The 12870-nt window shown below is 40.8% G+C and carries 9 protein-coding genes; 2 read left to right on the forward strand and 7 right to left on the reverse strand.

What is annotated here, in order from left to right; all coding sequences use genetic code 11:
* Positions 1-6 precede the first annotated feature (6 nt).
* From pstA to J2Y37_RS13840, 5 genes are all read right to left on the reverse strand, one after another.
* Entirely contained in the window at positions 7-1404 is a 1398-nt protein-coding gene (pstA, locus tag J2Y37_RS13820; protein WP_349033179.1) for a phosphate ABC transporter permease PstA, read from the reverse strand.
* Positions 1401-2780 carry a phosphate ABC transporter permease subunit PstC gene (pstC, locus tag J2Y37_RS13825; RefSeq protein WP_241322722.1) on the reverse strand — a complete coding sequence of 460 codons (1380 nt, stop codon included), beginning with the start codon at positions 2778-2780 and terminating at the stop codon, positions 1401-1403. The genes pstA and pstC overlap by 4 nt, the downstream gene beginning before the upstream one ends.
* Positions 2781-2884: 104 nt before the next feature.
* Complete coding sequence (locus J2Y37_RS13830; RefSeq protein ID WP_349033180.1) at positions 2885-3916, reverse strand: substrate-binding domain-containing protein; 1032 nt, start codon at positions 3914-3916, stop codon at positions 2885-2887.
* A 283-nt stretch (positions 3917-4199) separates the two neighbouring features.
* Complete coding sequence (locus J2Y37_RS13835; RefSeq protein WP_349033181.1) at positions 4200-5732, reverse strand: aspartate aminotransferase family protein; 1533 nt, start codon at positions 5730-5732, stop codon at positions 4200-4202.
* Positions 5733-5735: 3 nt separating this feature from the next.
* Positions 5736-7106, reverse strand: a complete 1371-nt coding sequence (locus tag J2Y37_RS13840) for a diaminobutyrate--2-oxoglutarate transaminase (protein WP_004670445.1) — start codon at positions 7104-7106, stop codon at positions 5736-5738.
* A 467-nt stretch (positions 7107-7573) separates the two neighbouring features.
* Here J2Y37_RS13840 and J2Y37_RS13845 point away from each other — a divergent pair, with 467 nt between their 5' ends.
* Both J2Y37_RS13845 and J2Y37_RS13850 read left to right on the forward strand, forming a co-directional pair.
* On the forward strand, positions 7574-8278 hold the full coding sequence (locus tag J2Y37_RS13845; RefSeq protein WP_005197789.1) for an SIMPL domain-containing protein: 705 nt from the start codon (positions 7574-7576) through the stop codon (positions 8276-8278).
* A 181-nt stretch (positions 8279-8459) separates the two neighbouring features.
* Complete coding sequence (locus tag J2Y37_RS13850) at positions 8460-10640, forward strand: TonB-dependent siderophore receptor (RefSeq protein ID WP_349033182.1); 2181 nt, start codon at positions 8460-8462, stop codon at positions 10638-10640.
* Positions 10641-10693: 53 nt separating this feature from the next.
* Here the strand turns inward: J2Y37_RS13850 and J2Y37_RS13855 are convergent, their stop codons facing one another.
* Both J2Y37_RS13855 and J2Y37_RS13860 read right to left on the reverse strand, forming a co-directional pair.
* Positions 10694-11788, reverse strand: a complete 1095-nt coding sequence (locus J2Y37_RS13855) for an acyl-CoA desaturase (RefSeq protein ID WP_005197792.1) — start codon at positions 11786-11788, stop codon at positions 10694-10696.
* Positions 11789-11802: 14 nt separating this feature from the next.
* The gene (locus J2Y37_RS13860) at positions 11803-12819 is read right to left on the reverse strand and encodes a ferredoxin reductase (RefSeq protein ID WP_349033183.1); all 1017 of its coding nucleotides are present in this window, start codon (positions 12817-12819) and stop codon (positions 11803-11805) included.
* Positions 12820-12870 lie beyond the last annotated feature (51 nt).

A 12870-nucleotide genomic window follows, 5' to 3' on the forward strand; every position in this document is an offset into this window, starting at 1 on the left:
CTCCGATTACCAACGTACTTCAAATTTCTTACGTAACCAAATTGCAAGGCTGTTTAAACCGATCATTAATGCAAGCAATACAATAATTGCTGCCGCAGTTCGCCCTTCAAAGAAATTACGCAACTCATTACCTTGCCATAAGAAAATTTGTACTGGTAATGCCGTAGATTGATCTAATGGCGAAGCAGGTACACTTGCCACGAAGGCACTCATACCAATAAGCAAGAGCGGTGCTGTTTCACCTAATGCTTGAGCAACTCCAATAATTGCACCTGTTAAAATACCCGGTAAAGCTAATGGTAAAACATGGTGAAATACAGTTTGAACTTTAGATGCGCCCAGCCCTAAAGCTGCTTGGCGAATCGAAGGTGGCACTGCTTTTAATGATGCACGTGTGGTAATAATCACAGTAGGCAATGTCATCAAACTCAGAACTAAACCACCGACCAAAGGTGCTGAAATCGGTAAATGGAACCAACCGATAAAAATCGAAGCACCCAATAAACCAAAAACAATTGAAGGTACAGCAGCCAAGTTATTAATATTGACTTCGATAATATCCGTCAACCAGTTTTGTTTAGCAAATTCTTCCAGATAAATCGCACTCGCAACACCGATTGGAATCGAGATAAAGATCACAATCAACATCATAAACAGCGAGCCCATGAAAGCACCAGCTAAACCACTTGATGCCAAAGAGCTACGTGAATCAGGATTAGTAAATAAGTTGAAGTTAAACGTACTAGCAATGATCCCTTTTTCTTTAAGTTCATCTGCAATCTGACGAACTTCTGGGCTCAATTGTTGTTGTTCATCTGGCAAAGATCGATCGATATTACCTGCTAACCAAACATCAATATTGGCATCAGCAAGAAATTCGATTTCCTGTTTTTTACCGATCAAAGATGGATTTGCAAAAACCATATCACGTAAACGATACGACTCAGAGCTGGTATATAATCTGCTCAAATCATCTTGTTTATCTGCTAAAGACGGATCTTTTGCGACCAAACCATTGATAATCAATGCATCCCAATCAACCATCCCCATTTCAGTTTGCCAAGCAACATAGCGCTCTTGATAGTTAACAGGAGCTTCGCCCGCAAGCTGTTTTGGTTTTGGTCCTACATCAATGATGGCTGGATCAAAATAAACAGGCACTGTCATGCTGGCTTGCCAAAATGCAGGTAAACCCTTTGCTAAAATACTCGTAAATAACAGCGCGACAAAGGCCAAACCAAGCACAACAGCAGAAAATCCAAAGAAGCGAAATGCCTTTTCTTTACGATGGCGTTTGCCAAGCGACTTTTCGATTCTTTCTTTACGTTGTGCACGTAACTCTTGCGCCGTTTGCGGATCAAATACATTTTGATCCACAGGAGAAGATGTATTTGATGAACTCATTCGTATTGCTCACGATATTTACGCACAATGTACAATGCGACAATGTTTAAACCTAAAGTAATAACAAACAACGTTAAGCCTAATGCAAAAGCCACTAAAGCTTGCGGACTAGAAAAATCTGAGTCACCTGTTAACTGAGTAACAATGGTCATCGTGACCGTAGAAACCGCTTCAAATGGATTCGCATGTAAAACTGGGCTATTCCCTGCAGCAAGTACCACGATCATGGTTTCCCCAATCGCACGAGAAGCTGCTAATAGGAATGCGCCGATAATACCCGGCAAAGCAGCAGGAATAATCACGCGACGAATCGTTTCTGATTTGGTCGCTCCCAAACCTAATGAACCATCACGTAGCGTACGAGGTACTTGGGTAATAATGTCATCCGATAAAGAAGACACAAACGGAATAATCATGATCCCCATGACCAGACCAGCTGTCAGTGCGCTGGTGGCATTAATATTAAGACCGACGCTTGCGCCTGCCATCTTAATAAATGGACCAATAATCATCATCGCAAATACACCGTACACAATGGTCGGAATACCTGCGAGAACTTCAATCGTTGGTTTCGCCCAAGAACGTAAGCGCGGAGAAGCATATTCGGCGAGATAAATGGCGATCATTAAACCAACAGGTACTGCGACTGAGAGTGCAATTGCACTCACCATTAATGTACCCCACAATAATGGTAATAGTCCGTAACTGCCTGATACTTGACCGACTTGACTAAATCCAGGCTGCCATACAGTACCGAAGAAGAAATCGAAAGGGCTGACAAATTTAAAGAAGTTGAGTGCTTCACCAAACATCGACATCACGATACCGATAGTGGTGAGGATGGCAACACCCGAACATAAGATCAGTGCGACATTAATCGCACGCTCTACTTGATTACGCGCGCGATACTGTTCACTTATATGTTTTTTGGCCCAAATCAAACCACCCAGTGCTACACTAATGACCACCGCTATTTTGGCAAATGTACCGATCGCTATGAATCTAGCCAGTTGCTCTGCTGCTGCAACTTCATAGGCAACAGGCTCACCAGCAACACCAAAGCCAGAAGCTATTGCCTGAACACGACGGATCAATACATCCTGTCCAGCAGGATCTAAAGAAGCACTGACAGATGCAGGAATATGATTGAGAATAATATGTTGTAAAATACTCGGTTCAATCAAGTTCCACGTGATCAAAATTAAAAAAGCAGGAATACCACACCACAAAGCAACCAACGCACCGTAATAACCAGGACGTGAATGTAGTGTGACTGAGTTATTTCCTTTACCTGCTAGGTTACGGCTTTTGCTCAGCCCGATTTGATATGCAATTGCCATGAGGGCTAATAACACACCTATGAGTAGCAGATTCATGTGATCTCCACCGTTTTTCCAATTCCAATCATTTGAAAAAACCTAGTTTGACAAAAAGGCCGATGGTAAATTCCCCTCACCATCAGCCTCTATTAACACCAATATTACTTAAATACTTTACCAGCTTTAAAGTCGGCAAGGATTTTTGCGCGTTCAGCATCAGACAAAGGAATTAAACCAGCTCTTTCTAATTTAGAGCCTTTACCAGAAGTCTTCTTGTTCAAGAAGAACTCAACAAACTGCGGTAAACCTTTCACTGATTGTAAATGCTCGCCTTTTACATAGAAGAATAAAGGACGTGATACAGGATATTTACCACTTAAAATCGCGGCTTCTGTTGGTACGATATTGTTTACTTTTGCTACACGTAATTTATCACGGTTTTGATCATAGAAACTCAAACCAAAAACACCTACTGCACTTGGCGTTGTTCTTAAACGAGCCAATGTTTCAGTATAATCACCCGCGATTTCGATCACACGTCCGCCTTGACGGAAAGTCGTACATGCTTTCTTGTGCGCATCTTTATCTAAGTTTTTAATCTGTTCGTAAGCGTTACAGCCTGCATCAACCATTTTTTCTTGGAACACTTCACGCGTACCATGGTTTGAACCAGGGATGACCAAAGTAATCGGCTCATTTGGAAGTGTTTTATCGATTTGATTCCAATGTGTATAAGGGTTTGGAACCATTTTGCCATTCGATGGTAACTCAGCTGCAATCGCAGTGAAGACATGATATGGCTTTAATTTGAACTCAGCTTTGTTGATGTTTGAGGCAAAAACAATACCATCATAACCAATTTTGATTTCATGAATCTTATTCACACCAGCTTTTGCACAAGCTGGAAGTTCGTTGCTGCGCATCGGACGTGAAGAGTTTGCGATATCAATCGTGTTGTCGCCAACACCTTGACAGAATTGTTTCAAACCACCTGAAGAACCGCCAGAACCGACAACAGGAGTTTTGAACTGTGGGAACGTATTACCAAACTCTTCCGCTGCAATACTTGAAAATGGCAGCACAGTTGAAGAACCAGCGATCTGAATAGTATCACGAGCTGCATGTGCAGTGGATGCCGCAGCTACCCCAGTTAATGTTATAGCAAGTGCGATTTGACGTGGATTTAAGCGCATTCTATTTCTCTCTCATTTATGCAATTTGAATTACAACTCTTTTTGGATTTAAGTGTTGCACTTTGGTTAACTGCATTTTGAATAGATAATATGACAATAAAGTTACAGCTTTATGACGCTTTGATGATGATCAATTTTAGTTGTAAATTATTTGCAGTTTTTTCTAGTTTAGCTATTTTTTATCACAATGCAATGCACCCCGAATTTGGCAACTTCAATCGCCCCTCACCTCCAAAAACGAAAAAGGCACAGATATCTGTGCCTTTTTCAACCGATTCAATGATTAATCGAGCGCTGAAACATACGTTCCTGCAACAATCGCATCTTTAATACGATCAGCCTCGATCAATACCAATGAAAGCAAGTTCTGTACGTTCTCAAGCGTTGCCACTGGGCTTAAAGTCGTCATTTTCAATGATTGAACTTGACCAACCTTCGTCACACCAATATTCGCCTCACCACGTGCAAATAATTCATCTGCGACGTTTTGGTTTAAGCTATCGATGAATTCAGCAGGATAGCCTTCAGGCACAACACGGAACAGCACTGAAGCAAATTGAGGTTCAATCAACAATTCAAGACCATTGGTCGCTTTAATATAGTCAGCAACCTCACGCGTCAATTTCACACCATGATCGATCATCGAACCATAAAGTTCTTCGCCCAATGCTTCAACCGTCATCCACAATTTCAACGCATCGAAACGGCGCGTCGTTTGTAATGATTTAGACACAAGGTTCGGTACGCCATGTTCTTCATCATAAGCAGAGTTTAGATATTCTGCTTCATAATGCATAAAGCGATAGTTTGCTTCGTCTTTCAATAAGAAAGCACCACAGCTAATGCTTTGGAAATAATGCTTATGGAAATCAAGCGTAATTGAGTCTGATAATTCGATATCGTCAAGCATTGCACGATGGTCGTTCGAAAGTAACAGTGCACCACCCCAAGCTGCATCAATATGCATCCATGTACCATATTTGGTGGTAATTTCACGGATTTTCTTGAGTGGATCAATCGCGCCAGCATCGGTTGTACCCGCAGTCGCGACCACACACGCCACGATTTTGCCTTCAGATTGAAGATGCGCCATAGTTTTTTCAAGCGCATCAACATCCATCTGTGCATTTTCATTCACAGGAACAGTGACAACAGATTGGAAACCCATGCCCATCATCGCCATGTTCTTTTGCACAGAAAAGTGTGCATTTTCAGAACAAATGACTTTGACGTTTTTCATTGCATCGGCTGGAATACCATCACGCTGAACAGACCATGGCTTGCCATTTTCGTCTTTCCAGTTTTTTGAGATACACCAGTCACGCGCAAGCAAGACACCCATCAAGTTCGACTGTGTACCACCAGAAGTGAACACGCCTGCTTGACCTGCACCATAACCAACTTTTTGACGAAGCCAATCAATCAACTGCACTTCCATCAATGAACCAGCAGGGCTTTGATCCCATGAATCCATCGATTGGTTGGTCGCATTGATTAACACTTCCGCGATTTGGCTTGTCACCATAGTTGGACAGTGTAAGTGTGCTAATGAATGCGGATGATGTACTTTTAAGCTTTTATTCAGAAAAAGCTCAATCATACGTTGTAATGATTGTTGTACACCCAAACCTTGTTTCGATGGATTAAAAGAAATTGCTGCACGCAAATCTTTAATGCTTCCACCAGTGTACATTTTATCGCTTTGCAACCATGCTGAAACGGCTTCAACCGCCTCGCCCATTGCTGACTGATAGTCAGCAATGGATTGAGCATCATTGCAGAGTAACGCTTTACGATGTTCTGCAAAATCAACCATGAATCAGCCTCGCACTGCTTTTAATGCTTCAGCAATCGCTTTTTTGAAGCGCGCAATAACTTCAACACATTCATCTTGATTGATGATCAATGGGCAAAGTAAGCGGATAACCGTACCATTGCGACCACCTTTCTCAAGCAATAATTTATTGTTGAAACATGCGGTTTGAATAGCTGCTGCTAACTGCGCATCCGCAGGAAGAGAACCCATATGATCTGCAGGTTTACGCTCGTCAACGATCTCAATACCAATCATCAAACCACGACCACGCACATTACCAATACATGGGAATTCTTGAGCAAGTTTCTTCAACTCTGATTGTAAGAAATCACCACGCTGTTGTGCATTTTGGGCAAGGTTTTGTTCCTTGATCACTTGAAGTGATGCTAATCCCGTACCCATTGCGAGTTGATTACCACGGAAAGTCCCTGAATGCGTACCCGGCTGCCAAGCATCAAACTTACGTTTAATCCCGAGGACTGCAAGTGGCAAACTACCGCCCACAGCTTTTGACATCACTACAACATCAGGCTCAATCCCTGCTTGTTCAAAGGCAAACATTTGACCCGAACGTGCAAAACCAGCTTGAACTTCATCCAAAATTAAAACGATATTGTGCTTTTCAGTCACTTCACGAATTTTTTGCAACCATTTTACAGGTGCAGCGACCACGCCACCTTCGCCTTGAATCGCTTCAAGGATCACTGCAGCAGGTTTAGTTACGCCACTTTCAACATCTTCGATGAAGTTTTCAAAATAGTAAGTTAAAGCATCAACACCAGCTTCACCACCCAAACCAAGTGGGCAACGGTACTCATGCGGATAAGGCATAAATTGTACGCCCGGCATTAAACCATTGACCGCATTTTTTGCACTCAAATTACCCGTCATCGCCAGCGCACCATGAGTCATACCATGGTAACCGCCAGAGAAGCTGATCACAGAACTACGACCAGTATAAGTTTTTGCGAGTTTAATCGCTGCTTCAGTCGCATCTGCGCCTGTAGGCCCACAAAACTGTAAACAATATTCTTCTTTACCACCTGGCAAATATGCCAAAAGTGCTTCTGTAAACGCATCTTTTAAAGGAGTTGTTAAATCTAAAGTATGCAATGGCAAACCACTTGCCAATGTATCTTGAATACTTTGAATCACCGCAGGATGATTATGACCTAAAGCCAATGTTCCTGCCCCAGCTAGACAATCAAGGTACTCTGTACCTTCAACATCAGTAACCCAGCAGCCTTGCGCTTTTGCTATTGCCAACGGTAGTTTACGAGGATAACTACGAACATTTGATTCCATCTGACTTTGGCGAGTCAAATAATATTCGTTGGTTGCATTAGCGGCAGGATTTACGGAAGTAACGCTCATATCGAATTACCATCTCTGATATGGGTAAAAGAAATAAGTCTGGTGACTTGCGGTCGTAGGACTCGGTGCTTGTAAGAATCTAGCGCAGACACAATATTTTATATCTTTCAACTAGGAGCGAGATGATACCTAATTTTTAGAGAAAAGAAATACTTTTTATGCCTGACACTGATCTAATATTATTGAAAAAAAAGTTCTTTCAATTAAGTATGATGAATTATCATCATACTATGTGACAAGCGAAAGAAAGTAAGCTTTTTTTAACCAGCTAATTATTTTTAGATAAATGGTCAAATATTACAAACCAATACATTGATTTATAAAATATTTGTGTATTTTTTCTTCGTTGCAAGAGAGCATCAAGATATTACAAATACCCCACAAAATGTGCAGATATTTTCCATGACTTCTTTTTAATATCGAACATGTAAAAATAAATTTTTGATACTAAATTCCAAGGATTTTTTATGCGTACTTTAGCTCTCATGACCATGATGCTTGGAGCAACACTGAGTCCAACTCTTTTTGCCCATGAGCCAGAAAAAATAAACTATAACATTGTCAATATTCAAGCCGATGCTTCACGTCAAGTGGCGAATGATGAAATGCGAGCTGTTCTCTATATTGAGAAAAGCCATAAACAACCTGCTGAGCTATCAAATCAAATCAATCAACTGATGAATCAAGCACAAGCAATTTCTCGCAAATATACACAAGTCAAAGTAGAAACGGGTGCACAAAGTACCTATCCAGTTTATGACAATGACAGCAGAAAACTCAAAGAATGGCGTGGTCGCGCTGAAATCCAAATCGAGAGTAAAGACTTTAAAGCAGCCAGCCAGTTGATTAGTGAGTTACAACAAAACTTCCAAACTCAATCCATCAACTTTACAGTGTCTGATGAACAGCGTAAAAAAGTTGAAAATGAATTGATGATTGAAGCGTCTAAAAGTTTCCAACAACGAGCGCAAGCCATTAGCCAAGCTTGGAATAAAGCGCAATATAATCTTGTTAATCTAAACCTAAATACCAGTAATTATTTCCCGCAGCCAATTATGCGTGGTGCGATGCCAAAATTTGCAGCGATGGCAGAAGCAGCTCCTGCACAAGATATGGCAGCAGGCGAATCTAAAATTATTGTCAATGCCAATGGAACGATTCAGTTTAAATAATAAAGTCAATTTCACTAAAGCCGTGCTCAAGCACGGCTTTTTTTAGATATATTGGACTAAAATATCTCCCATAAAAACAATAAACCCAAGCCATACAATTGTTATAAATGATAATAGTTATTATTTCATTTTGTGTAATAAAAGATTAATATTCGGTAAATTTACACCATTTTCTAGCCTTATGAAATTTACATCTTATTCTACCGCCTGTTTAGTAAAATTTCCGCCCTCTTCTCTAAGTCTCGCTATCGCAACATTACTCAGTGGCATCTGCCATAGCGCGGTTGCCAATGAAGCACCACAAGCTGAAACGCAAACGCTTGCAACAATTTCCATTCAAGCACAAGGTAACTGGCTAGAGGAAGCAAATGCAGAAAAAGTACTGCAACATGCAGGTGCACGTACCATTATCGATCGAAACCGACTCGATGAAATCGCAACAACCTCTATCCGCGATGCTTTAAAACAGATTCCTGGAGTCCAAGTCCAAGACAGTAATGGTACTGGTGGAAGTGATGTTTCCTTGAATATTGGCGTACGTGGTTTAACCTCGCGCCTATCCCCTCGTTCAACTGTATTAATGGATGGTATCCCACTTGCAGTCGCTCCTTACGGTCAACCACAGCTGTCATTAGCACCTATTTCAATGGGAAATATTGAATCTGTTGATGTAGTACGAGGTGCAGGTTCTGTTCGTTTTGGACCACAAAACGTGGGTGGAATCATTAACTTTACAACACGTGCCATTCCACAAGAGTTTTCAGGCTCAGTTGGCTTAACCACAGAATTTGCAACGGGTACAGATCAACTTAAATACACCCCAAATCTTTTCCTCGGTGGAACATTGGACAATGGTTTAGGTTTAGCTTTACTTTATTCTGGGACAAAAGGAGATGGATATAGGGAAGCAAATAATAATATTGACATTGATGATGTCATGTTAAAAACAGCTTACCAATGGACTGACCAAGATCAAATTGCCATTAACCTACATCACTATGAAGGGCGTGGAGAAATGCCCGAAGGGTTAACTGCCGAAAAGTTTGTAGAAAATCCTTATCAATCTAATCAAAGTCGCAATTATTTCGCAGGGCGTCGATCTGATATTTCAGTGAAATATAGCCACAAAGATGACCTGAATAATTTTGAACTTTTGGGTTATTACGTTGATTCTTTTCGTACCAGTGACTTAGAATCAATTGGCAATAAAGGCACAAGTACGCTCAGCAGCTCACCGCGTGATTACAAATACTTTGGTATTGAGCCGCGTTACTCACGTGCCTATCAATGGGCAAGTATGGATAACGAAGTGACCGTGGGTTATCGTTATTTACAAGAAGAAAGCTCTGAATTTTCAGGACGCTCACAATATGACACCGCTACAGGAAGTCCTGGTAAGTCTATTGCAAACACAACCAGTGAAGGTGGCACCAAAGCACATGCGATTTATATCGATAACCGATTTGGCATCGGAGATTGGGTGATCACTCCAGGCCTTCGATTTGAATCGATTGATACACATAATAACTTCACCGCATATAGCAATGGCATACCAACCAACACGATCAATCCAAAAATCAAATCAGAAGAGTTCTTACCAAGCCTTTCTGTGCTTTATAAAGCCAATGAGAACTGGAATATTTTTGCCAATGCGGGTGTTTCATTTGGACCACAACAATATAATCAACTTGTCACGACGAAAACTGTTGATGGCTTACATCCTGAGAAGTCAAAAAACTATGAAATTGGTACTAAATATTTAGGTAATGGCCTCAGTGCCGAATTAACTGTATTTTATTTAGACTTCGATAAAGAACTTTTCTTAGAGCGCCCTGATAATATTGGTACAGGGGTTTGGACAGATTTAGGTGCAACCAGCCATCAAGGGATAGAAACTGGGATCAGTTATGATTTTGGTCAACTCGCTGATGCTTTAGAGGGACTGAAAGTATACGGAAACTATACCTTTACCAAAGCAACTTCTAGAGCAGGCAAGTTTGAAAGCAAAGATTTACCCTATTATTCACGACACATGGGTAACCTAGGTTTAGCGTTTCAAGTTGATCAGTGGTCAATTAATGCAGACATGTTTGCGCAATCAAAACAACATGCTCCTGGTGATCATGATGTTTATCAGACACAAGAAACCGCAGATGGTCGTATTGGCGACATTCCGGGTTATTCAACTTTTGCAGTAAGGGCGGGTTATGATTTTAGTCATCAGCTAAAAGGTTTAAAAGTTGCTGGAGGAGTGAAGAACGTATTCGATAAACAATACTTTACTCGCTCATCTGACTCAACGGGCGGTAAATACGTGGGACAGCCACGTACTTTCTTCTTACAAACATCTTTTGATTTCTAAATAGAAAAAAGCCCCGAAGCAATTAAACTCGGGGCTTTTTTATGTTCAAAAATTTACTTCTTAAACGGCAATGCATATTTAAAAATACGCCCAACCACTTCACCGAACTGTTTCACAAAGCTCGCGTTATTATAATTTAAGCCATATTTTTCGCAGACAGCCTGTACTTTCGGCGCGATCTGGCGGTAGCGACGCGCAGGAATATCTGGAAATAAATGGTGTTCAATCTGATGACTTAAATGACCTGTCAAAATATGAAAAGCTTCTGAACCTGTTAAATTGGATGAGCCACGAATCTGACGCATATACCAGTGCCCACGGCTTTCGTTTTGTAAAATAGCTTTGGGGAAAACTTCCACATCTTTGGTAAAGTGACCACAAAAAATAATACTGAATGTCCAAACATTACGGATCCCATTGGCAACCAAGTTACCTGCAAAAACAGGAATGGCCGAAGGCCCTGCAATCAATGGGAAAAACACATAATCTTTGAACATTTGCTTCATGATTTTCTTTTGCGCTGGCTGCCATTCACGCTTTAATTGCGCGACTGATTTACGCTTGTAAATCACTTTACCTAATTCAAGATTTTGAATCGCAACCCCCCATTGAAATAACAAGCTAAATGGCACGATATACAAAGGTTGAATTAAAGTAAGTTTCGACCAACGTTGCTCAGGAAACAGACGAAACACACCATAGCCAACATCATCATCCATTCCTTTCACATTGGTATAGGTATGATGCTTAAAGTTATGCGTTTGTCTCCAATTGTCTGATGTTCCTACAGTGTCCCACTCATAGGTCTGACCATTGAATTTTGGATCATTCATCCAGTCGTATTGTCCATGCATGACATTATGGCCAAGTTCCATATTTTCCATGATTTTGGCAAAGCCCAATAAACCTGTACCCAATAACCATGCCGGCGGAAACCAACCAGCGAATAACAAAGCACGCCCTAATATGCTGCTATAACGAATAGAAGAATAGACACGACGGATATATTTGGCATCTTTTTCACCTAAATCATTCAAGACCTCTTGTTTGATTTGATCCAGCTCTCGCGCAAAATCATCTAACTCTGCGGCAGTCAAATCACGGTTTTTAGGATTTTTAAAATATTCAATTTTAACAGGCATATTCATAATCATTTTCTCGCTTATAGATCAATCACAAGATCTGATTGAGCCGAATTTACACAAATTTTTAATAGTTGAGCAGGTTCATGATTTGCTGAACCATTCAGAAGATTTTTGGTTGCACCTTGCGCTTTGCTACACGCGCATTTATTACAAATACCCATACGGCAGCCGTGATTTGGCTTGATGCCTTGCTGTTCTAAACTGGCTAAAATCGATTGGCCTTTTGGAATTGCTACCGTCTTATTGGACTGGGTCAACCGAACATTAATAAAGCCTGTATCATTTGCATCAACATCAAATTGACTCAAACTGAATGCTTCTGTCTGAATCGAAGCCGCATCTGCAAACAATGTTTCCGCTGTCGCTGCAAATCCTGATGGCCCACATGCATATACTGTCGTTTCACTTAAAGTCGTGAATTGCTCAACATGGCTTTGGTTTAAGCGTTGATCTTGTTGTTGGGTATAAAAAATTTGATAACTAAAATTCGGAAAATTTTCAGCAACTTCTTTTAAATATTCAGCATAAGCTGCATCTTCATGCGTTTTCACCCAATACATCAATTGAACAGGCATACGCACAAGTTGTTTTGACTGACAAAGGTCTTCAACCAGACTCAACATCGGGGTAATGCCACTACCTGCCGCCAATAGTAATAAATGAGAGGTTTGAATATGACGGCGTTGCATTTCGCCATACGGTTGACCGAAATACAGAATATCTCCGATTTTACTTTGTTCAACCAACCAAGAGCTCACGATTCCTTGATCAACCTTTTTAACCGTTAAACAAAGATTATCTTCATCCAATTGCATCAAACTATAAGTACGTTCGTAATGGCGTCCAGCGATTTCAACCGTAATCGGATGATGCTGACCTGCTACACCACGCTTTACATGACGATTGCACTGCAAAATAAGACTCACGGTATCTTTTGCCACAATTTGTTTTTTTACGACTTTGGCTAAAGGTTGATTAATCGACCATAGCGGATTGATCTTCTGTAACCAAAAATTGGTGTCATGGCTGTTCATTACGCTTTGAGCCAATGAATTGAATAGAGAATTTCTCTTTTCGGTTGCATA

Origin of the sequence: Acinetobacter sp. 3657 (genome assembly GCF_031456775.1) — a bacterium.
Lineage (GTDB): Bacteria > Pseudomonadota > Gammaproteobacteria > Pseudomonadales > Moraxellaceae > Acinetobacter.